The organism is Pseudomonas sp. PvP009 (genome assembly GCF_017832995.1).
Classification (GTDB): domain Bacteria; phylum Pseudomonadota; class Gammaproteobacteria; order Pseudomonadales; family Pseudomonadaceae; genus Aquipseudomonas; species Aquipseudomonas syringae.
Genome location: NZ_JAFIBG010000001.1, coordinates 5,324,256 through 5,346,971 on the forward strand (window position 1 = coordinate 5,324,256; position 22,716 = coordinate 5,346,971).

A 22,716-nucleotide genomic window follows, 5' to 3' on the forward strand; every position below is an offset into this window, starting at 1 on the left:
CAGATTACTTGCGGCTGCAGTCGTCCTGTTGCAGCAGGTTGGCCTGGGTCAGGTTGCAGTCTGCCGGTACGCTGCGCGTCAGCCAGACATTGCCGCCGATTGTAGAACCTTTGCCGATGGTGATACGCCCCAGAATCGTCGCGCCAGCGTAGATCACCACGTCGTCTTCAACGATCGGATGCCGTGCATGACCTTTCTGCAACTGGCCGTCCTCGTCCGACGGGAAGCGCTTGGCGCCCAGGGTTACGGCCTGATAAATCCGCACCCGCTCGCCGATGATCGCGGTTTCGCCAATGACCACGCCTGTTCCGTGATCGATGAAAAAGCTCGGGCCGATCTGCGCACCCGGATGAATATCGATACCGGTCGCTGAATGAGCGATTTCCGAGCTGATACGCGCCAGCAACGGCAAACCGGCGCGATACAGATAATGCGCCAGCCGATGGTGGATCACCGCCAGAATGCCGGGATAGCACAGCAGCACTTCATCGACACTGCGCGCCGCAGGGTCGCCGTGATAGGCAGCCAGCACGTCGGTGTCCAGCAGCAAACGAATACCGGGCAGGGCCATGGCGAAACCCTGGATCAGCTCCAGCGCTCGCGCATCGATGCTGTTCAGGTCACCACCCTGCTGATGGGCCACGTAGCGCAATTCAAGCCGGGCCTGGGCCAGCAGCGCATTGAGCGCCACATCGAGCGTATGGCCGACATAGAAGTCCTCGCTTTCCTCACGCAGGTCCACCGGGCCCAGGCGCATCGGGAACAGTGCACCGCTCAAGGCTTCAAGAATCTCGCCCATGGCCGCACGCGAAGGCAGCTCACGTCCACCGTGCTCACCGCTCACCCGCCTGTTGCGAGCCCGCCAGTCTTCACGCGCGCCACGCAACTGGCTGACGATGCGCTGCAACTGCCAATGGCTGGAGCGGCCGTCGGCGGACGCTTCTGGAATATCGCTCACGCTTGACTCTCCTTGATGTGAAGGGTGGCGACCGACAGTAAGGGCCGCTGCTGTTACCACTCTACGGCAAACATTCAGACGAAAAAAACAACAATTTCTGTCGGAATACGCGAAGAGCGCCGTGCGCACAGATAAGTTGCCGTGCGAGAAACGTCTGCCTATAGTCCGGTGACTCTTTACACGGCTTATCGACGACCATGATCAAAAATCAGCTTGCCCGCTTCAATCGCCTGGACCTGATCAGCGCGCCAACGGCTCTGGAAAAGCTCGAGCGCCTGTCGGTGTGGGCAGATCGTGATATCTACATCAAGCGGGATGACACCACCACGCTGGCCCTGGGCGGCAACAAGGTGCGCAAACTCGAGTACCTGGCCGCCGATGCGCTGGCCCAAGGTGCCGACACACTGATCACCGCCGGCGCCATCCAGTCCAATCATGTCCGCCAGACCGCTGCACTGGCCGCGCGCCTGGGCCTTGGCTGTGTGGCGCTGCTGGAAAACCCTATCGGCACCGAAGACCCCAGTTACCTGAAAAACGGCAATCGCCTGCTGCTGGAGTTGTTCGATGCCAAGGTAGAGCTGGTGGAAAACCTCGACAACGCCGACGAGCAACTCCAGGCCCTGGCTGCGCGCCTGAGTTCCAGCGGCAAAAAGCCTTATCTGGTCCCCATCGGCGGCTCAAGCCCGGTAGGTGCGCTGGGTTATGTGCGCGCCGGGCTGGAACTGGCCGAGCAGATCAAACAGACCGGTATCGATTTTGCGGCTGTCGTTCTGGCCTCCGGCAGTGCCGGCACGCACAGTGGTCTGGCGTTGGCACTGGCTCACGAACTGCCGCAATTGCCGGTCATCGGCGTGACCGTATCGCGCAGTGAAGAAGCACAGCTGCCCAAGGTGCAGGGCCTGGCCGAGCGCACCGCAGAGTTGCTCGGCGTTGCGCTGCCTGACCACTTCAAGGTCGAACTGTGGGATGAGTATTTCGCCCCACGGTACGGCGAACCGAACGCCGGCACGCTGTCAGCCATCAAGCTGGTGGCCAGCCACGAAGGGCTGTTGCTCGACCCGGTTTATACCGGCAAGGCCATGTCCGGGCTGCTCGATGGCATTGGCCGTCAACGCTTCAACGACGGCCCGCTGATCTTCCTGCACACCGGCGGTGCGCCAGCGCTGTTTGCCTATCCGGATGCGTTCGACCAGTGACGTTCTAGCCCACGCGGCTTTTATGCCTTTCCAGAGGGAAAATAACTTTTTTTGTTATTTTTCCTCATAAGTAGATGGCTATATAGTCGCGCCCGACAGACCACAACGCTTAACCTTACACCTGACGTAACTGCCTGAAAAAAAGCTGAATAATCAGCACGAAGTTGCTCGAGTCGGGTCAGAAAATGGCCAGACACTTCCATACCAACAAGGGGCTCGCATGAACATTTCCGCTATTCGTCGTACGTTTCTTTTCTCGGCAATGGGCTTGATGCTCAGTGCCGGTATCGCCGGGCAAGCCATGGCTGGCGAGCAACTGCAGAAAATCAAGGACAGCGGTACGCTCAATGTCGGCCTGGAAGGCACTTACCCACCGTTCAGCTTTGTGGATGAGAGCGGCAAGCTCACCGGCTTCGAAGTCGAGTTTTCCGAAGCGCTGGCCAAGGAACTGGGTGTGAAGGCCAAGATCCAGCCGTCGAAATGGGATGGCATCCTGGCCGCTCTGGATTCCAAGCGTCTGGACGTGGTGATCAACCAGGTGACCATTTCCGACGAGCGCAAGAAGAAGTACGACTTCTCCGAGCCCTACACCGTGTCCGGTATTCAGGCGCTGGTTTTGAAGAAGAACGAAGACGCGATCAAGTCCGCCAAAGACCTGACGGGTAAAAAGGTCGGTGTAGGTTTGGGCACCAACTACGAGGAATGGCTCAAGGCAAACGTTCCGGGCGCAATCGTCAAAACCTATGACGATGACCCGAGCAAGATCCAGGACCTGAGTGTCGGTCGTATTGATGCGATCCTCGTTGACCGTCTGGCCGCTCTGGAAATGGCTGCCAAGACAAAAAACAAACTCGTCCCGGCGGGCGACGCATTCTCCCGCCAGGAATCGGGCATTGCCCTGCGTAAAGGCGAGCCTGAATTGCTGGCGGCCATCGACAAGGCAATCGACAAGCTGCGTGCCGACGGTACGCTGAAGAAGTTGTCGGAAAAGTACTTCAACGCTGACGTCACCAAATGATTGAAGAGAGCCTTCAGCTCGCGCTGGACTCCGCGCCCTTCCTGCTCAAGGGCGCGTACTACACGGTTTTCCTCAGTATTGGCGGGATGTTTTTCGGTTTGCTGCTGGGCTTCGGTCTGGCGTTGATGCGCCTCTCGCGTATCAAACCAGTGAACTGGATAGCGCGTATCTACGTGTCGTTCTTTCGCGGCACGCCCTTGCTGGTGCAGCTGTTCGTGATTTATTACGGCCTGCCGGAGCTGGGTATCCAGCTCGAACCGCTGAGCGCCGCACTGATCGGTTTTTCCCTGAACATGGCCGCCTACGCCTGCGAAATCCTGCGCGCGGCCATCAGTTCGGTGGAGCGCGGCCAGTGGGAGGCAGCGGCCAGTATCGGCATGACCCGCTGGCAGACCATGCGTCGGGCGATCCTCCCGCAGGCCGCACGTACCGCATTGCCGCCACTGGGCAACAGCTTTATCTCGCTGGTCAAGGACACGGCGCTGGCAGCCACCATCCAGGTCCCGGAGCTGTTCCGTCAGGCGCAGTTGATCACCGCACGCACCTTCGAAATATTCACCATGTACCTGGCCGCTGCACTGATCTACTGGATCCTTGCAACGGCGCTCTCGCACCTGCAAAACAAGCTGGAAGCCAGGGTCAACCGGCACGATCTGGAGACCTGACACATGATAGTGGTTGAAAAACTCACCAAGGCATTCAAAGGCAATCAGGTGCTCAAGGGCATTGATCTGCGTATCGCAGCCGGGGAAGTGGTGGCCATCATCGGGCCCAGCGGCTCGGGCAAGACCACCCTGCTGCGCTGCCTGAACCTGCTGGAAACCCCTGACAGTGGCAGAATCAAGGTCGGTGACATCGAGATTGATGGCACTCGCTCCATGAACCAGCAGCAGGGGTTGATCCGCCAGTTGCGTCAGCAGGTCGGGTTCGTGTTTCAGAACTTCAATCTGTTTCCGCATCGCACCGCACTGGAAAATGTCATCGAAGGCCCGGTGGTGGTGAAGAAGGTGGCCCGCGAAGCCGCCGAGGCGCTGGGCAGAAAGCTGCTCGCCAAGGTAGGCCTCAGCGGCAAGGAAGACGCTTACCCGCGACGCCTTTCCGGCGGGCAGCAACAGCGCGTGGCGATTGCACGGGCGCTGGCGATGGAGCCGCAAGTGATCCTGTTCGACGAGCCGACCTCGGCCCTGGACCCGGAGCTGGTCGGCGAGGTGCTGACCACCATTCGCGCTCTGGCTGAAGAGAACCGCACCATGGTCATCGTCACTCACGAGATGAGCTTTGCCCGGGACGTCGCCAACCGGGTGATCTTCATCGACAAGGGAGTGATCGTGGAGCAAGGCGAAGCCAAAGCGCTGTTTGCCAACCCGAAAGAAGAACGCACAAGGCAGTTTCTTGAGCGTACCCGCTCCTGATCAGGAAGATCAGCCTGCGCAAAAAGCAGCGTGTATTCAGTCGCGCTGCTTTTTTCTTACATTTCTGGAAGGATTGATCGTTCAATATCCTTGCTGAATTCCCGCGTAATTTTCCGAAAAATCATCGAAATAATAAAATTAGCGTACGTCCGTTCTGCGCCCTGATCCGTGGCCGGCTGCGCCGTTGCGTGCCCGTCTTGCCAGACGTTCCCTTACAGCCTTAATCCCGTCGGTTACAGTCTGTTGCCATTGATACTTTGTGGTAGGACAGTTGTTTAGTGGGGAGTCAACGGTTCCAAACATACAGCGTAGGAAGTATCCGGTTTTCAAGTAAACAAGCCTTAAATGCACTTCGCACATTGACAAGCGCCCGCAAAGCCCATTAGCTCATCTACTTCACACATTCCAGTGAGGCAGCAAAGTTTCAAGTACACAATTCATACCGTTTGTAATGTTTGCCATAACTTGGATATTTAAGGTACTTATCCCCCTGCCTGAACCGCACACTTTATTACTTGAACATGACAACTTATGACGATTCTTTACTTGAACTATTGATTATCAGGAGCACCCCGACATGAATCAAAGCACGTGCAACGCCCACCCCCTGAGCTTGCCGATCCCTTCTGTACCGCTGGCGAGCCGGCATGGCATAGGCGTGAGGAACGCCTCTCAACTCGTTGTTCATGTTGATCCCTACGGCAGCATGGAAGAAGGCGATCTGATCGAACTGTTTTGGGACGGTTGTTACGTCGCGTCAACAATTTTGAAGGCATCCGACGTCGGCAAGCCGGTCATCCTACGTGTGCCGGAAAGCTTTCTGCAGAATGGCAAGGCGAGAACCTACTACCGGGTCATGAAGATAGGCGGAGTACCCGTGACCTCGCCCTGCCGCAAGCTATGGGTCAAGCTCAACGCACCGGGAGGACAGCTGGTCAGCGCCAATACGGAAGAAAACCAGGGGCTGGCGCCACTCTATGTGGCGCCTTCGGTCATACGCCACGGCCTTTCGCGCAGACACCTGGAGGGCGGCTTGCCGATGACCATCGAGCCTTATCTGAACATGGCTGTTCACGACGAGATCACCATACGTTGGGGCGATCTGCGTATGGACCTGCCGCCGCTCACCGCCGACGATGTCGGTGAGCCGGTCGATTTGGTTGTACCGCCTGAGTTGATACGCGAAGGCGGAGACGAGCAACGGCTGGAAGTGAGTTACTGTGTCATCGACCGGGTGGGCAACAACTCGCTTTGGGCACCGCCCCGGATAATAAAGATCCAACCGCTGGGGCATTGAATACCTGACGACGGCCAGTCGGATAAACCGCGTCACTCCACGATACTGTTCAATGGACAGCACCGCACGGAACACTCTAAAAACGCAGCGTTATTTATTCACGCTCATTACGTGTATTAAACATTGGCCACGCGGGTAAGAAAGTTCAACGTCGCTTCGGCATACGCCATGTTTCATCCACACTTGCTTCTGCGCAGGCGTCTAACAGGTTGTGTTACGCAAGGTGAGTACATAAACAGGCATTGGCGACTGACAATAACCATCTATGCTTATTCCAAAAAGCACGTTTTAAAAACTTTTATACACGCTTAGGGTATATGCACCGGACCACCGGACATCGTGATGTTTTCCAGCCGCACCTGATGCGGCCTACTGCTACGAGGTTCCGATGGTCCCTTTCACAACTACCCCTGTGGACAAACCCAGGGTCGTATCGATTGACGGTGAGCGACGCGAGTCTGATCCGGCAACGGTAGCGACCCACCGCGTCGAGGCTCCACAAGAACCTGACGTTGCCCCCCGCCTGCTGAAGGCAACCGTGTTGCAAAACGACGCGCAAGCCATTGCAGCAGCCCACGACCTGGCGGCGGCCGCGCAGATCAATGCCGCCAATCGCGACAGACAACGCGCCTTGCCATGGGCTGAAATCGAACAGTTCACCCGCAGTGGACTGGGCAGTATTTCCATCCCGCGCGCGTACGGCGGCCCGCAAGTGTCGTTCGTCACGGTAGCCGAAGTCTTCAGGATCATTTCTGCTGCCGACCCGGCACTGGGACAGATTCCGCAAAACCAGTTCGGCATTCTGCACTTGCTGCAGAGCAGCGCCACCGAGCAGCAGAAGAAAACGCTGTTCCAGAGCGTGCTGAACGGTTGGCGCATCGGCAACGCAGGGCCCGAGCGTGGCACCAAAAATACCCTGGAACTCAAGGCACGGATCACCACCAACGGTGACCGTCTGAGCATCACCGGACAGAAGTTCTATTCCACGGGTGCGTTGTTCGCACATTGGGTTGCGGTCAAGGCGCTGGATGACCAGGGGCGGCAGATAATGGCCTTCGTCCAGCGTGGCACTCCGGGCCTGCGCATCGTTGATGACTGGTCGGGCTTTGGCCAGCGCACCACCGCCAGTGGCACGGTACTGCTCGACAACGTGCCGGTGGACGCTGCGCTGGTGGTCGATAACTGGCGCCTGTCACTGACGCCGAACATTCAGGGCGCGGTTTCGCAACTGATCCAGGCCGCGATCGACGCGGGTATCGCGCGCGGCGCCATCGACGATGCGATTGCTTTTGTACGCGAGAAATCCCGTCCATGGATCGACGCCAACGTCGAGCGCGCCAGCGATGACCTCTACGTGATCGCCGACATCGGCAAGCTGAAACTCGAACTGCACGCGGCAGAAGCCCTGCTGCGCAAGGCGGGCCAGGAGCTCGACGAGATCAGCGCTGCGCCTATCGATGAGCACTCGGCAGCCCGCGCCTCCATCGCGGTGGCGCGAGCCAAGGTACTGACCACCGAGATCTCGCTGCTGGCCAGCGAGAAGCTGTTCGAACTGGCAGGCAGCCGCGCGACATTGGCCGAGTTCAATCTCGATCGCCACTGGCGCAACGCGCGGGTCCACACCCTGCATGACCCGGTGCGCTGGAAATACCACGCGGTCGGCACCTGGCATTTGAACGGCACCCTGCCTGCTCGCCATTCCTGGATCTGAACCAGACCACTGGAGAAACCCCTTCATGAGTTCCAACCCAAAAGCGCGCGATAACGCGGCGCTGATCACCAGTGACGCTCAGGCCCTGCATGTAGCCCGCGAACTGGCCCTGCAATTGAAAACCGACAGCGCACATCGCGATCGCGAGCGCCGTTTGCCGCATGCCGAACTCGAGCTGTTCAGCCAGTCCGGTCTGTGGGGCATCAGTGTGCCGCAAGCCTTTGGCGGCGCGGGTGTTTCCAACATCACCCTGGCCAAGGTGATCCAGCTGATTTCCGAAGCCGATGGCTCGCTGGGCCAGATTCCACAAAACCATTTTTACGCTCTGGAAGTGCTGCGTGTGAACGGCAGTCCGGAACAGCAGGCGCGCTTGTACGCCGAGGCACTGGCAGGCGTACGCTTCGGCAATGCGCTGGCCGAACTGGGGACCAGAACCGCACATGACCGCACCACTCGCCTGAGCCGCGACGGGGACGGTTATCGCATCAACGGCCGCAAGTTCTACGCCACCGGCGCGCTGTATGCGCAACGTATTCCCACCTCGGTCGTTGACGACGAGGGTGTGCAGCAACTGGTGTTCGTGCCGCACGACAGCGAGGGTCTCAGTGTCATCGATGACTGGAGCGGTTTCGGGCAGCGCACCACGGGCAGTGGCTCGGTGGTGTTCGACAATGTGTATGTCAGCGCCCGCGATGTGGTGCCGTTCCAGAGCGCCTTCCAGCGCCCCACCACGGTCGGGCCGCTGGCGCAGATTCTCCACGCCGCGATCGACACCGGTATTGCCCGTGCTGCCTTCGAGGACGCCCTGGCGTTCGTGCAGACGCGTACCCGGCCATGGATCGATTCGGGTATCGAAAAGGCTGTGGACGACCCGTTGACGCTGCACAGCTTCGGCAAGCTGGGTATTCGCCTGCATGCCGCCGAAGCACTGCTTGAGCGCGCCGGTGAGTTTCTGGATGTCGCTCAGGCCGACAGCAATGCCGAGACTGTCGCCGCTGCGTCGATCGCCGTGGCCGAAGCGCGCGCCATCAGTACGGAGATTTCCCTGGCAGCCGGCAGCACGCTGTTCGAACTGGCGGGCAGTCAATCCACACTGGCCGAACACGGCCTGGATCGCCACTGGCGCAATGCGCGCGTTCATACCCTGCACGACCCGGTACGCTGGAAGTTTCATGCCATCGGCAATTACTACCTCAACGACACTAATCCTCCCTTGCGAGGGACGATCTGATGGCGCGTAAAAAGATCCTCCTCAACGCGTTCAACATGAACTGCATCGGCCATATCAACCATGGCCTGTGGACCCATCCACGGGACACCTCGACGCAATTCAACAGCCTGGAATACTGGACTGACCTGGCGAAACTGCTGGAACGCGGACTGTTCGACGGCCTGTTCATCGCCGACATCGTGGGCGTGTATGACGTCTATCAGAACTCGGTGGACGTCACCCTCAAGGAGGCGATCCAGTTGCCGGTCAACGATCCGCTGCTGCTGGTCTCGGCCATGGCCGGGGTCACCAGACATCTGGGCTTCGGCCTGACCGCCAATCTGACCTACGACGCGCCCTATCTGTTTGCCAGGCGCATGTCGACGCTGGATCACCTGAGCCGTGGCCGGGTGGGCTGGAACATCGTCACCGGCTACCTCGACAGCGCGGCGCGGGCCATGGGCCTCAGCGAGCAGAACGAACACGACCGCCGTTACGATCAAGCCGACGAGTACCTGGAGGTGCTGTACAAGCTCTGGGAAGGCAGTTGGGAAGACGATGCCGTGATCAACGACCGCGAACAGCGCGTCTACGCCCAGCCGGGCAAGGTCCACAAGGTCAGGCATCAGGGCGAGTTCTATCAGGTCGAGGGTTATCACCTCTGCGAGCCGTCGCCGCAACGCACGCCGGTGCTGTTTCAGGCCGGCAGTTCGGAGCGCGGCCTGCAGTTTGCCGGACAGAACGCCGAATGCGTGTTCATCAGCGGGCAGAACAAGGCAGCGACCCGCGAGCAGGTCGACAAGGTGCGCGCCAGTGCCGTGCAGGCCGGGCGCAATCCGGAGGACATCAAGGTGTTCATGGGCCTGAACGTGATCGTCGCGGCCACCGAAGCACTGGCTCGGGAGAAACACGCCGAATACCGCCGCCATGCCAGCGCCGAAGCCGGCGTGGCGCACTTCGCAGCCTCGACGGGCATCGATTTTTCCCGATACGAACTGGACGAACCCATTCAGTACGTGAAAAACAACGCGATTCAGTCCGCGACCAAAAACCTGAAAAACAACGACTGGACGCGCCAGAAACTGCTCGACCAGCACGCCTTGGGCGGCCGCTACATCACCTTGATCGGCTCGCCCGAACAGGTCGCCGACGAACTGGAATCCTGGATCGAGGAAACCGGCCTGGACGGCTTCAACCTGACCCGCATCGTCACCCCGGAAAGTTACGAGGATTTCATTGACCTGGTGATCCCGGAGCTGCAACGCCGGGGCTCATACAAGACCGCTTACCAGGACGGCAGCTTGCGCAAAAAACTGTTTCCGCAAGGCACCGACCGTTTACCGCAACGGCATGCGGGGGCGGCACACCGACATATTTGATGAAGACATGCACCCCACGCCGAAGCGCTTGGCGTTGTACACAAATCTTGTGGGAGCGAGCTTGCTCGCGAAAGCGATTGTCCAGACGCCCTGTTTTCTGTGGCTGCACTGGCCTCTTCGCGAGCAAGCTCGCTCCCACAGGACCGATGCGCTGCCGGAGACGGCACGCCGCCGTAGTTGATGACGACATGCGCCCCCACGCTGAAGCGCTTGGCGTTGTACACAAATCTTGTGGGAGCGAGCTTGCTCGCGAAAGCGATTGTCCAGACGCCCTGTTTTTTGTGTCTGCACTGGCCTATTCGCGAGCAAGCTCGCTCCCACAGGACCGATGCGCTGCCGGGGACGGCACACCGGCGTAGTTAATGACGACATGCGCCCCAACACTGAAGCGCTTGGCGTTGTACACAAATCTTGTGGGAGCGAGGCGCTGCCGGGGACGGCACGCCGCCGTATTTGATGACGACATGCGCCCCCACGCTGAAGCGCTTGGCGTTGTACACAGGTCTTGTGGGAGCAATAAGCACAAGGTGTGGGGACGAGACTTAGGGATTTTTAAAAGGACCGCATCATGAGCAAAACCCTCGCTGCACTGGCCCTCGGTCTGTTGACCCTGACCGCTTACGCCGACGATAAACCCCTGAAAGTCGGGACCACGGCAGCCTTCGCCATACCGCTCGAAGCCGCTGTCGAAGAGGCTGGCAAGCAGGGCCTGAAGGTCGAGCTGGTCGAGTTCACCGACTGGATCGCGCCCAATGTCAGCCTCGCTGCCGGCGATATCGACGTGAACTACTTTCAGCACATCCCGTTCCTGACCAACGCCAACGAAGCCGCCGGCTTCGGTCTGGTGCCTTACGCACCGGGGATCATCAACAACGTAGGTCTGTACTCGAAAAAGTACAAAAGCTTCGACGAACTGCCGACCGGCGCTACCGTGGCCATCGCCAATGACCCGATCAACAGCGGACGAGGCCTGCAACTGCTGGCCAAGGCCGGGCTGATCACGCTCAAGGAAGGTGTTGGTTACAAGGCCACCGAGGAAGACATCACGGCCAACCCGAAAAAACTCAAGCTCATTCAGGTCGAAGCCGTGCAATTGGTGCGAGCCTACGACGATGCCGATCTGGTGCAGGGCTACCCCGCCTACATCCGTCTGGCCAAGACCTTTCCCGCTGACTCGGCGATCCTGTTCGACGGCATGGACCACCCGGAATACGTGATTCAGTTCGTGATCAAGCCTGATCACAAGGATGACCCGCGTCTGGCAAAATTCGTCGATATTTACCAGCACTCGCCCGTCGTCCGCGCCTCACTGGACAAGGTCAACGGCAAGCTTTACCAGGCCGGGTGGAAAGAATGACCGCAACCGCGCAACGCCAACGGCCACTCGACATAGCGGGCGCAGGTCAGCGGGCGCAACAGGCCGAACTGCACCCGGAGCTGAATCGCGCGCATGTACGCTTCATCAACCTGGGCAAGACCTATCATGGCAAGCAAGGCCCGGTGGAGGCGCTGGGCAATATCGATCTGGCCGTCCAGCGCGGCGAGATCTTCGGCATTATCGGTCGCAGCGGCGCAGGCAAATCCTCGTTGATCCGCACCATCAACCGCCTGGAACAACCCAGCAGCGGTCGCGTATTGATCGATCAGGTGGACATCGGCGAGTTCGACGAAGACAAGCTGGTGGAGCTGCGCCGACGCATCGGCATGATCTTCCAGCACTTCAACCTGATGTCGGCCAAGACCGTCTGGCAGAACGTCGAACTGCCACTCAAGGTCGCCGGCGTGCCCAAGGAGCAACGCGCGCGCAAGGTCTCGCAGTTGCTGGAGCTGGTGGGTTTGCAGGACAAGCACAAGGCGTATCCCGCGCAGCTGTCCGGCGGGCAGAAACAGCGTGTCGGCATCGCCCGCGCGCTGGTGCACGACCCGGCGATTCTGTTGTGCGACGAAGCCACTTCGGCACTGGACCCGGAAACCACCCAGTCGATCCTCGGCCTGCTGCGCGAGATCAACCAGCGCCTGGGCCTGACCATCGTGCTGATCACCCATGAAATGGCGGTGATCCGTGACATCTGCCACCGCGTCGTGGTGCTGGAACAGGGGCGAGTCGTCGAGCAGGGGCCGGTATGGCAGGTGTTTGGCGACCCGCAGCACGACGTCAGCAAAACCTTGCTGGCGCCGCTGCAAACCGGGCTGCCTAAAGAGTGGGCCGAGCGCCTGAGCGATCAGCCGCAACGACACGATGCGGCCCTGCTGCTGGACGTGCATTTTACCGGTGTCAGTGACGAAGGGCCGGATCTGGCTGCGCTGTTTGCCGCGCTGGGCGGCAAGGTGCAATTGCTGCAGGGCGGGGTCGAGCGGATTCAGGAGCGCGCCATCGGGCATCTCATTCTGTCGGTTGCCGGCTCGCCGCACAGCCGGGACGAGCTACTGACGCGCGCCCGCACACTGGCGCCACGCGCGGAGGTATTGGGTTATGTGGGTTGATCGCTTGCTACAAGGCACCCTCGACACATTTCTGATGGTCGGTGTGTCGTCATTGATCGCACTGTTGCTGGGCATTCCGCTGGCAGTGATCCTAGTGACCAGTTCCAAAGGCGGCATCTACGAAGCAGCGGGGATCAACCGGGTGCTGGGCGGCTTCGTGAACCTGTTTCGCTCGATTCCGTTTCTGATCCTGATGGTCGCGCTGATTCCGTTCACGCGGATGATCGTCGGTACCACTTATGGCGTATGGGCAGCCGTCGTGCCGCTGACCATTGCCGCCACGCCGTTCTTTGCGCGGATCGCTGAAGTGAGCCTGCGCGAGGTCGATCATGGTTTGGTCGAGGCCGCGCAGGCGATGGGCTGTCGGCGCTGGCACATCATCTGGCATGTGCTGCTGCCGGAAGCGCGCCCCGGTATCGTCGGTGGCTTCACCATTACCCTGGTGACCATGATCAACTCATCGGCCATGGCCGGTGCCATCGGTGCAGGCGGATTGGGCGATATTGCCTATCGCTATGGCTATCAGCGCTTCGACACGCAGGTGATGCTGACAGTGATCGTCTTGCTGGTTGCGGTCGTAGCGCTGGTGCAACTGGGCGGCGACCGATTGGCACGCAGCTTCGACAGGCGCTAAGCAGCCGCAACGCAGCGAGGGTATATTGGCGGTCTTCCTTTACCGGACCGCCCTTGATGAAACTCGACCCACAGACCCTTGCGCAGATCACCGCCGCGACCCTCGGCAATTACAACAGCGTGGCTGACGACTTCCGCGAAGGCACCCGCGACCACGACGTCAGCCAGAATATCGACGCCCTGCTGCGGCATATCGAAGGACCGGCACCGTGGCAGATTCTCGACTTTGGCTGCGGGCCGGGCCGCGACCTGAAAGCGTTTACCGCGATGGGCCATGTGGCGGTCGGACTCGACGGCTCCGAACGTTTCGCCGAGATGGCCCGTGCCGAGACCGGTTGCGAAGTGCTGCAGCAGAACTTCCTCGAACTCGACCTGCCGCACGGCCGCTTCGATGGCCTCTTCGCCAACGCAGTGTTGTTCCACATCCCCAAACAGGAACTGCCACGCGTTCTGCGTCAGTTGCATGCCACGCTCAAACCGGGCGGCGTGCTGTTCAGCTCCAACCCGCGCGGTGAGAATCAGGAAGGCTGGAACGGCGAACGTTACGGCGCTTATCACGACCTGGAATCATGGCGCGAATTGCTGACCGAAGCAGGCTTTGTCGAACTGGAACATTACTACCGCCCCGCCGGATTGCCGAGAGAGCAGCAGCCGTGGTTGGCGAGTGTCTGGCGGCGCTAGAGCGTCGAGAAATGCATCCCCACGCAGAGCGTGGGGACGATCATCAAAAGCGGAGCGTTGGAACGATCATCAATGCGCAGGCTGCGCGTTTTCATCTTCGTTCTTTTCTTCGGCTTCCTGACGCTGTTCGTCGGTTGGCTCCTTGATGCGGTACCAGGCCACGTATAGCGCTGGCAGGAACAGCAAGGTCAGCAGCGTGGCGATGATGATACCGCCGATCATGGCGTAGGCCATCGGCCCCCAGAATACTTCGCGAGCAATCGGGATCATGCCCAGGCTGGCCGCTGCAGCCGTCAACAGGATCGGACGACGGCGATGCTCGGTGGCTTCGACCACGGCGTCCCACGGCAAATAACCGCTTTTTTCATAGGCATCGATCTGGGTCACCAGAATCACCGAGTTACGGATGATGATGCCGATCAGCGCCAGCACCCCGAGAATCGCCACGAACCCCAGTGGCGTCCCCGTCGGGATCAGCGCCAGCACCACGCCGATAAGCCCCAGAGGCGCGACACTGGCTACCAGGAACATCTTCTGAATGCTGTGCAACTGAATCATCAGGAACGTCGCCATGAGAAACAACATCAGCGGCGCAACGCTGGCAATCGGCCCCTGTGCCTTGCTGCTTTCTTCGACCGTACCGCCGGTTGCCACCTTGTAGCCGACCGGCAGGCCTGCGGCAAACTTGTCGATTTCCGGTTGCAGCTGTTTGACCAGATCAGTTGGCTGAATCGCGTCGCGGACGGCGCCTTTCACAGTGATGGTCGGCTTGCGATCGCGGCGCCAGACCAATGGCTGCTCCAGCTCGTAACCTACCGTGGCAAACGCCAGCAGCGGAATCGACGTACCGGTCGGTGTCACGATTTGCAGGTTCTGCAGGGTTTCCGGTGTGCCGCGCTCGGCATCTTCGGCACGCCCGACCACATTGATCAGATAGATATCATCGCGCACCTGAGTCACGGTAGAACCACTGACCACGCTGTTCATCAGCTTGGCGACGTCTTCCGACGACAGCCCCAACTGCCGGGCCTTGTCCTGATTGATGTCGATGCGCAGGACCTTGCCCGGCTCGTTCCAGTCGTAGATCACTTCGCCCACATGCGGGTTGTGGTCGAGCAGCGTGGCCAGCTCGATGGCGTGCTGACGCACCTTGTCGATGTTCTCGCCGCTGACACGATACTGCAACGGACGACCCACCGGCGGGCCCATTTCCAGCGCCTGCACATACGACCCGATGCCGACGAAGTCATCACGCAGGCGTTTTTGCAGACGGGCAGTCAACGCGCCACGCTCTTCCAGGCCTTTGCTGACAATGACCAGCTGGGCGTAGAACGGATTTTCCAGTTGCTGATCGAGTGGCAGGTAGAAACGCAACGCGCCTTGGCCAATGTAGGTGCTCCAGCGCTCGATGTCCGGGTCGTCCTTGAGGCTCGCTTCAAAACGATCAACCACCTTGCGCGTTTCGTTGATCGAGGCGCTCTGCGGCAGGTTCAGGTCGACCAGAATTTCCGGGCGGTCCGAAGACGGGAAGAACTGGTTCTGCACGAACTGCATGGAGAACAGCGACGCGGCGAACAACCCTACCGTGATGGCAATCGCCAGCCAGCGATGACGCATGGCCCAGAGCATGCTGCCGTTGAATGCCCGACCTATGCGGCCTGGCTCTTCGGATTTCGGTTTGATGTTGGCGCTCAGAATGTGCACGCCGATCACCGGCGCAAACAGAACGGCAACCACCCACGACACCAGCATCGCCACGGCGATGACAGCAAACAGCGTGAACGTGTATTCCCCCGCCGAGCTGTTGTTCAGACCGATCGGCACAAAGCCGGCCACGGTCACCAGCGTACCGGTGAGCATCGGGAACGCTGTCGAGGTGTAGGCGTACGTGGCCGCCTGCTCCTTGGATTCACCCATTTCCAGCCGTGTGACCATCATTTCCACGGTAATCATGGCGTCATCCACCAGCAGGCCGAGGGCGATGATCAGCGCGCCGAGGGAAATCCGTTGCATGGTAATGCCGCTGTATTCCATGAATACAAACACCATCGCCAGTACCAGCGGAATTGAACACGCGACCACCAACCCTGCACGAAACCCAAGGCTGACGAAGCTGACCAACAGCACGATAATCACCGCCTCGAACAACGCGCTGGTGAAGCCGCCCACGGCCTTGTTCACCACCTCGGCCTGATCCGATACCTTGTGCACACCAATGCCGACTGGCAGCTCCGCCGTTGTAGCGTCCATACGCTCATGCAGCGCCTTGCCGAACGACTGGATATTGCCACCCTTCTGCATCGCGATGGCCAGGCCGATCGCCGGTTTGCCATCGAAGCGGAACAGCGGCTTGGGCGGATCGGTGTAACCACGAGAGATGTCAGCAATGTCGCTCAGACGGTAAAAACGATCATTGATGCGCAGATTGACGGCAGCCAGATCCTTCTCGGAAGCAAACTGGCCGGAGGTACGCACCGAAATCCGCTCCGGCCCGGCTTCGATCACCCCGGCAGGCGTCACCGCGTTCTGCGATTGCAGGCTTTGCACCACCTGGCTCTGGTCAATGCCCAGTGCCGCGAGTTTGCGTGTCGAGAAGTTCAGGTACAGCACTTCGTCCTGCTGACCGATCATCTCGACTTTGCCAAGGCCGGGCACGTCACGGATGTCGGCGCGAACCTTCTCGACGTAGTCACGTAACTGACGCATCGAGAAACCGTCTGCGGTAAACGCATAGATCGAGCCGTACACATCACCGAACTCGTCGTTGAACGACGGGCCTTGCAGCCCCTGCGGAAACTGGCCACGGATGTCATCGACTTTCTTGCGCACCTGATACCAGATTTCCGGTATCGCCTTGGCATTGGTCGTATCACGCAAGTACACGAAAACCGTGGACTCACCCGGTCGGGTATAGCTCTTCACGTAGTCCAGCGAGTCCAGCTCTTCGAGCTTCTTCTCGATGCGGTCGGTGACCTGCTCGAGGGTCTCGTCCACCGTCGCGCCCGGCCAGCGGGTCTGGATAATCATCGTCTTGATGGTGAAGGACGGGTCTTCCTCGCGCCCCAGTTTCATGTAGGAAAACACGCCCATCAACAGCGCGACGAACATCAGGTACCAGACGAACGACTGATGCTTGATGGCCCACTCGGATAAATTGAAATTCCCTTTCATCGCGGGCTTTCCTCATCGACTTTGACTTTCTGGCCCGGCTTGAGACTGTTGACGCCCGCGCTCACCACTTTTTCACCTGCTTTGACGCCATCGGTCAGCACAAAGGAGTCGCTGTCACGGCTGGCAATAGTCACCGCTCTGGGGTTCACCGTCTGGCTCTGCGAGTCGACGATCCAGACCTGGCGTTTGCCATCGACTTCCTGCAGGGCATTGATCGGCAGACGCATGCGCGGCGTGATGGTCGAGCTGAGCGTCACACTGATGGCCGTGCCCAGCCTGAACGCCGCTGGCGTTTGCGCCAGCGACAGACGCGCACGGCGAGTACGTGTCGTGCGGTCGGCCTGGGGTTCGATTTCGCGAATGGTGGCAGTGGTGTTCACTTCCGGATTCAGCTGACTGGCGACGGTGAATACCACGTCGGCAGGCAATTGCTCGGCCAGCGTATCGGGCAGGTCGATCACCGCTTCCTTGATGTCCGGCCGCGCCAGGGTCACGACTTCCTGACCGGCTGTCACCACCTGCCCGGCTTCGACCTTCCATTCGGTGACCACCGCATCGTGATCACTGCGCAGCTCGCTATAACTCAATTGGTCGCGGGCCTGTTGAGCCGCGGCTCTGGCTTGCTCCTGCGACGAACTGGCGGTCTTCAGATCGGTCAGGGCGATGTCCAGTTGCGCCTGGGCACCGACGCCGCGATCGAACAGCTCCTGCTGACGGCGGGCATTGGCCTGGGCGTTGATGTACTGCGCCTGAACATTGGCCAGGTCGCCCTGCCGGGCACGCACGGCGTTCTGCTGATCGGTCGGATCGAGGGTTGCGAGCAAATCGCCTTTCTTGACCTCAGCACCTACGTCAACGTCGCGTCGGGCAATGCGCCCCGCGACACGAAAGCCCAGCACACTTTGATAACGCGCCTGGATGTTGCCGGCGAAACGCCCGAAATCCTGATTCGACTCAGGCTTTGCTTCGACGAAGACGACGGGGCGCACCGGCTCGGGAGGTGTTTCATCCTTGCCACAGCCGCTCAATAGAAAACCGCTCAACAGCAGGCCGCCCAGCGGCAGGCACGACATACGCTTCATGGCTGCACCTGTGCGTTCTGTTGCTTGGGCTGTTCGGCAATTTCGACCTGCATGTCCGGATGTAACAACTGTCCGCCTGCCACCACGACTTTCTCTCCACTCTTGAGCCCGTCGCCAATGATGACTTTGGCGGTCAGGTAACGGGTGACGGTGACCTTGCGCAAATTGACCTTGCCCTGCTCGTCCACCACCCACACGGCAGGCTTGCCCAACTGTTCGCCGAGGTCCTTGGTCAGCGCTGCCCATGGCAACTCGACACTGGCGTTGGCCGGTGCGCTCAGCGCCACGCTGACCACCGAGCCCAGGTCCATGCCTTCAGGCAACGGGTCCAGAGCGATCTTGACCTGCAAGGTGCCGGTCTGCGCGGATACCGCCGGGGTCACTTCGCGCACTTTGCCGCTGACCTTGATGTTCGGGTTATCGAGTAACGTGACCTGCACAGCCTGATTGGTCGGCGGCTTGACGAACAGCGACTCGTAGACATTGAACACCGCATCGCGATCACCGTCGCGCGCCAGATCGAAAATCGGCATGGTGGCCTGCACCACTTGCCCGACTTCAGCCTGACGCGCGGTGATCACACCCGGTGCATCGGCCACCAGAGCGGTATAACCCAGTTGTTCACGGGCATTGGCCAATTGCGCCTGCGCCGCCTTCAACGAACTTTCACTACCGCGCAAGGCGGCCTGTGCAGAGTCATATTCGCTACGACTGGTGTAGCCCTTGGGCAACAGTTTTTGTTGTCGAACGAAAGCAGCGCTGGCCTGATTCACGCGGGCCTGCTCGGCGGCCACAGCAGCAGCGGCCGAATCGACATTGATCTGCAGATCCTTGGGATCGAGCCGCGCCAGCACCTGCCGGGCAGTGACCCGATCGCCCACATCGACATTACGCTGAATGATCTTGCCATTGACCCGGAACGAAAGACGGGTCTGCACTCGCGCCTGAACATCACCGGTCAGGGCGACACTGGCGGCGAAGTCGGCACTTTTTACCGTCTGCACATAAACTCTGGGCAGTTCGGGCGCCGCCGGTTTTTCCTCGCCACAACCGGCCAGCGCCGCCAATGCAGCGGCCAGACCGAACGTAACCAGTCTTGAAATACGAACGGGCATGCAGACTCCTTGTGCAACTGCCGGATGCGGGCGTGATCAGGGCGAGAGAATAGCGTGAGTATGCGACTGTGTGCGAGAGGGAGGGTTCATTGGGGGAGTGATCAGAACACGTTTACGATGACTCGGACGTTGCGACATGAGACGGCTGATTCACAAGCTCTTTGCCCTGAAGATAGGTCCGGGCGCGCTCTGCCTCCGGCTTTTATAGTGTTGCCCGTTCAAATTTCAGGAAAGAAATGACCTTGGGCCTCTTTGAAAAAGTGCAGGTAGCTTATAGGACTAAACGACCAGGACTAAACGACTCTCAATGACCTGCACGAATTGAATCGACAGGCTCTTCTACTATTGCTTCCATCTTGTCTACTTCTGACAAATGTTGCTTGAATCTTTTCTTGGTTAACCTCTTGTTTTTGGGATAGCCCGTTCTATGAATGGTAGGCAACTGCTCTGAATTGTTGTGCAGGTCGCTGGCAATCATATTGTCACGGCCTCATCGCCCTCCCGACTCTGTTGCGCCAGCCATTGTGCGCCTGCACGGATACAGGTTCGTTGCCTGTCGCCGTGCAACTCGGTCATCAGTTGCTCGCCGTTGTAGAAGCGGTTGGCGACGGCCTGGGCCGAGGGCGTCACTGTGGATACGCGGCCCAGCGGGTCATAGGTGTACTTGCAGAGGATGGCCATTATCGTTCCCTGATGATGACGAAGTCAGGGCTTTAGCGTGAGCCCGTCGGGGCCGACCGTCCACTGGCAAAACTATCAGTAGGTCACCCGAAAGCAAGAGTCCGGGTGACCTGGGTAACAAGCTCATGGGTTGTCATGGCTCTGTAAAATCGCCCAGGTTCTGGCAGAAGGCTGGATGGCATCAAGACGGCACTCACTAAGTGGGCGTTCTGATATCTGCGCTAGTAGCCTGAGCGTTGCTCCCCACGTTCTGTAAAGGGATGTCGGACGAATCCCTTGACCTTATTGATGAGCCAGAAGTGTCAAAAGCCCTCGTCCTAGCGATGTCTCGGGAGCGAGAATCTGGATATGCCTGATCATACGATGGCGGTAGCTCATACGGAGGCGGTAGATCGTTGTCGGGGTTAGGAGCTTGCGCTGCTCTTTTCGCGTCGTTCTGCCTTGCTCTAGCTTGAATAATGCGTCTTTTACTGATTCGTCTCGCAGCTAAGGAGCCCCGCCTAAGCACTGTCGAAGCGACTCCTAAGCCAAATCCTACATAGTTAAGTATTGAGCTGGTCTCGGGGTGCGCGTCTTTCGTCAACATTGACCCTATCGTTGGAATAACGCCAGCACCACCTGTTAATAAGCCGGCGGCCGAGACTGCCATTGTCTTGGCCCCCCTCGATGCGATCATTCCTCGCACCCCTCCAAGCGCGCCGAGTACCGACAGACCTAAACCCACCCAAAACCACGCGCTTTCATGCCCTGTCGGATCAACCCGGTTGACCGGATCTCCCGCGCAATACGCATACGCATTCACGCCACCCTTGCCAAACGGGCTCAGGCTGTCCGGGCTGTTGAAGCGCATCAGCACTGGGTTGTAGGCGCGATAACCGTTGCCAAGCAGGTAATAACCGGTGAGAGGGTCGCTCGGTTCGCCGTTGAAACCGGGCATTCCATCGAGGGCCTGGGCAATGTCATGGTGACCGTAAGGCGAGTAGGCAATGTCCGCCTGGTGTCCGTCTTCACTCGCATGCAGAACGCTGTTGTGCAGGTCGCTGGCGACCATCATTGTCACGACCTCATCGCCCTCCCTACTCTGTTGCGCCAGCCATTGTGCGCCTGCACGGATACAGGTTCGTTGCCTGTCGCCGTGCAACTCGGTCATCAGTTGCTCGCCATTGTAGAAGCGGTTGGCGACGGCCTGGGCCAACGGCGTCACTGTGGATACGCGGTCCAGCGGGTCGTAGGTGTACTTGCAGAGAATAGCCATGATCGATCCTTGATGATGGAGTAAGCACTCAAGTGAGTCAGCCTGGAGAAATCATGTACAGATAAAACATATCAATACCAAATAGCTGTATCAGAATCGTTTGGCTGATGACCCCTGACGGATGGTCTTCGAATGTGTACAGCGGCAGTAGCAACTACACCCCTTGAAGGCCCTTGCTTAACCAGCTCTATATTGGTCCCTGCATCCTCCCAACGCTTGATGCGTGGGCTGACTGTCCGAACAGCTAGCACTGGAATCAACAAGCTTATTGCCGTCGCGAGCAAAATATTCGCAGCAGGAGCGTCAGGATCGACCGCATTGATTACCCGGCTTACTGTAAATACGCTGCTGGCTGCAAGCTGGCCGACTGCTGAGGCCGCTGTCAGTTTCGTTGATAAGGGTGCACTGCCCTTGGCGATAGCCTTTATCGCAGGAACAGCCGTCTTTACTCCCACGAAAGCACCGAACAAGCCGAGCCCTATCCAGACAAATGAAAGTACCTGACCAACATCCACCTCATGCCCGGTCGGATCAGACCGATTAACCGGGTCCCCCGCGCAGTACGCATACGCATTCATACCACCCTTGCCAAACGGACTCATACTGTCCGGACTGTTGAAACGCATCAGTGCCGGGTTGTAGGCGCGATAACCATTGCCCAGCAGATAATGACCGGTCAACGGATCGGGTCGCTCACCGTTGAAGCCTGGCAGCTGGTTCAATGCTTGCCGATGCCCGTAAGGGGTGTAGGCGATAGGGCCAGGCAATCCGGCCGATACGGTGTGGAGCACGCTGTGCTGTTGGTCCGAGCCGATCAACAACGTGGCTAGCGCTGACTGCATGGCCAGCAACTGACGGTCGCGATGCAGGAAACGAAGGTGTTCCGCCCCCTGAACTTCGCTGACCAGCGTGTCGGACTGATAGAACGAACGGGCAATGGTTCCTATCGCAGGCGTGCGAGCCGCGAGCCGGTCAAGCGCGTCGTAGCGGTAATGGCACGATGTGGTTGGCTGGCGCATGGCGAGTAACCGGAGTGGTCTTGATCAGCGAGGCGGGCCTCTTCAAGCACACAATGCATTGCAGGGACCGCAGCGGCTACTCGTAGAACTGCTAGGTTGCATCAGGGCTTTCAGGGGTTCTGGACGCATTCCAGCGAGCGCTCCAGCTCGGCCTTGGCCATATTGATCAGATGCACCACCGAGAACGCCAGATCACGTTTCAGGCCATCGAGGTTGTCACCGGTTTCATACGCGGTGGCCGAGGCACAGCGCAGTATGTCGCTGACCTGCATCAGAGAGTCTTCCAGAGAGTTGGGGAGCGGCGGGGACGGGGTTGAGTTGATCATCATGTGTGCCTCTGCGAGTAGGGCCATCAGATGTTCGCTGCTAAACAAACAAGGGTGGCGACTTTGACGCGGGTTAGCAGACCGGTAG

General features: G+C 59.3%; 20 protein-coding genes and 1 pseudogene. 12 read left to right on the forward strand and 9 right to left on the reverse strand.

From position 1 onward, the window contains the following. Positions 1–4: 4 nt before the first annotated feature. Complete coding sequence (gene epsC / locus JOE29_RS22830; protein WP_003341466.1) at positions 5–958, reverse strand: serine O-acetyltransferase EpsC; 954 nt, start codon at positions 956–958, stop codon at positions 5–7. Between the two features lie 197 nt (positions 959–1,155). Here epsC and JOE29_RS22835 point away from each other — a divergent pair, with 197 nt between their 5' ends. From JOE29_RS22835 to JOE29_RS22890, 12 genes are all read left to right on the forward strand, one after another. Next, positions 1,156–2,154 carry a D-cysteine desulfhydrase gene (locus JOE29_RS22835; RefSeq protein WP_063313292.1) on the forward strand — a complete coding sequence of 333 codons (999 nt, stop codon included), beginning with the start codon at positions 1,156–1,158 and terminating at the stop codon, positions 2,152–2,154. 220 nt (positions 2,155–2,374) lie between these two features. Continuing rightward, a complete protein-coding gene (tcyJ, locus tag JOE29_RS22840; RefSeq protein ID WP_003341469.1) occupies positions 2,375–3,172 on the forward strand; it encodes a cystine ABC transporter substrate-binding protein in 798 nt (265 codons plus the stop codon). Beyond that, the gene (gene tcyL / locus JOE29_RS22845; RefSeq protein ID WP_003341471.1) at positions 3,169–3,837 is read left to right on the forward strand and encodes a cystine ABC transporter permease; all 669 of its coding nucleotides are present in this window, start codon (positions 3,169–3,171) and stop codon (positions 3,835–3,837) included. The genes tcyJ and tcyL overlap by 4 nt, the downstream gene beginning before the upstream one ends. Before the next feature lie 3 nt (positions 3,838–3,840). Next, complete coding sequence (tcyN, locus tag JOE29_RS22850; RefSeq protein ID WP_210079890.1) at positions 3,841–4,584, forward strand: L-cystine ABC transporter ATP-binding protein TcyN; 744 nt, start codon at positions 3,841–3,843, stop codon at positions 4,582–4,584. Positions 4,585–5,161: 577 nt separating this feature from the next. Next, the gene (locus tag JOE29_RS22855; RefSeq protein WP_003430232.1) at positions 5,162–5,881 is read left to right on the forward strand and encodes a hypothetical protein; all 720 of its coding nucleotides are present in this window, start codon (positions 5,162–5,164) and stop codon (positions 5,879–5,881) included. 538 nt (positions 5,882–6,419) lie between these two features. Continuing rightward, positions 6,420–7,592, forward strand: coding sequence for an SfnB family sulfur acquisition oxidoreductase (locus tag JOE29_RS22860; RefSeq protein WP_003430234.1), 1,173 nt, complete (start codon positions 6,420–6,422; stop codon positions 7,590–7,592). 25 nt (positions 7,593–7,617) lie between these two features. Further along, positions 7,618–8,823, forward strand: coding sequence for an SfnB family sulfur acquisition oxidoreductase (locus tag JOE29_RS22865; RefSeq protein ID WP_137983482.1), 1,206 nt, complete (start codon positions 7,618–7,620; stop codon positions 8,821–8,823). Beyond that, the gene (locus JOE29_RS22870; protein WP_024649743.1) at positions 8,823–10,181 is read left to right on the forward strand and encodes an LLM class flavin-dependent oxidoreductase; all 1,359 of its coding nucleotides are present in this window, start codon (positions 8,823–8,825) and stop codon (positions 10,179–10,181) included. Before JOE29_RS22865 ends, JOE29_RS22870 begins: the two co-directional genes overlap by 1 nt. A gap of 568 nt (positions 10,182–10,749) precedes the next feature. After that, positions 10,750–11,538, forward strand: a complete 789-nt coding sequence (locus JOE29_RS22875) for a MetQ/NlpA family ABC transporter substrate-binding protein (protein ID WP_003392434.1) — start codon at positions 10,750–10,752, stop codon at positions 11,536–11,538. Continuing rightward, positions 11,535–12,665 (forward strand): methionine ABC transporter ATP-binding protein, encoded by a 1,131-nt coding sequence (locus tag JOE29_RS22880; protein ID WP_024693454.1) that lies wholly within the window; start codon positions 11,535–11,537, stop codon positions 12,663–12,665. The genes JOE29_RS22875 and JOE29_RS22880 overlap by 4 nt, the downstream gene beginning before the upstream one ends. Then, positions 12,655–13,299 carry a methionine ABC transporter permease gene (locus JOE29_RS22885; protein ID WP_010429748.1) on the forward strand — a complete coding sequence of 215 codons (645 nt, stop codon included), beginning with the start codon at positions 12,655–12,657 and terminating at the stop codon, positions 13,297–13,299. Before JOE29_RS22880 ends, JOE29_RS22885 begins: the two co-directional genes overlap by 11 nt. Before the next feature lie 56 nt (positions 13,300–13,355). Then, positions 13,356–13,979 (forward strand): class I SAM-dependent methyltransferase, encoded by a 624-nt coding sequence (locus JOE29_RS22890; RefSeq protein ID WP_003392437.1) that lies wholly within the window; start codon positions 13,356–13,358, stop codon positions 13,977–13,979. Between the two features lie 69 nt (positions 13,980–14,048). On the opposite strand, the gene JOE29_RS22895 is transcribed toward JOE29_RS22890, so the two are convergent. From JOE29_RS22895 to JOE29_RS22930, 8 genes and pseudogenes are all read right to left on the reverse strand, one after another. Further along, the gene (locus tag JOE29_RS22895; protein WP_137983483.1) at positions 14,049–17,150 is read right to left on the reverse strand and encodes an efflux RND transporter permease subunit; all 3,102 of its coding nucleotides are present in this window, start codon (positions 17,148–17,150) and stop codon (positions 14,049–14,051) included. Next, a complete protein-coding gene (locus tag JOE29_RS22900) occupies positions 17,147–18,232 on the reverse strand; it encodes an efflux RND transporter periplasmic adaptor subunit (RefSeq protein ID WP_024649145.1) in 1,086 nt (361 codons plus the stop codon). The genes JOE29_RS22895 and JOE29_RS22900 overlap by 4 nt, the downstream gene beginning before the upstream one ends. Further along, positions 18,229–19,347: an efflux RND transporter periplasmic adaptor subunit gene (locus JOE29_RS22905; RefSeq protein WP_044312640.1), complete on the reverse strand. Its 1,119-nt coding sequence runs from the start codon at positions 19,345–19,347 to the stop codon at positions 18,229–18,231. Before JOE29_RS22905 ends, JOE29_RS22900 begins: the two co-directional genes overlap by 4 nt. Positions 19,348–19,651: 304 nt before the next feature. Then, on the reverse strand, positions 19,652–19,825 hold the full coding sequence (locus JOE29_RS22910; RefSeq protein WP_177205333.1) for a hypothetical protein: 174 nt from the start codon (positions 19,823–19,825) through the stop codon (positions 19,652–19,654). Beyond that, a pseudogene (locus tag JOE29_RS22915) lies at positions 19,799–20,028 on the reverse strand (RHS repeat-associated core domain-containing protein); the annotation flags it as partial. The gene JOE29_RS22910 and the pseudogene JOE29_RS22915, both read right to left, overlap by 27 nt. A 196-nt stretch (positions 20,029–20,224) precedes the next feature. Beyond that, a complete protein-coding gene (locus tag JOE29_RS25530; protein WP_245226739.1) occupies positions 20,225–21,283 on the reverse strand; it encodes an RHS repeat-associated core domain-containing protein in 1,059 nt (352 codons plus the stop codon). Between the two features lie 71 nt (positions 21,284–21,354). Beyond that, the gene (locus tag JOE29_RS22925; RefSeq protein ID WP_137983484.1) at positions 21,355–22,302 is read right to left on the reverse strand and encodes an RHS repeat-associated core domain-containing protein; all 948 of its coding nucleotides are present in this window, start codon (positions 22,300–22,302) and stop codon (positions 21,355–21,357) included. 110 nt (positions 22,303–22,412) lie between these two features. Further along, on the reverse strand, positions 22,413–22,628 hold the full coding sequence (locus tag JOE29_RS22930) for a hypothetical protein (RefSeq protein ID WP_003392450.1): 216 nt from the start codon (positions 22,626–22,628) through the stop codon (positions 22,413–22,415). Positions 22,629–22,716 lie beyond the last annotated feature (88 nt).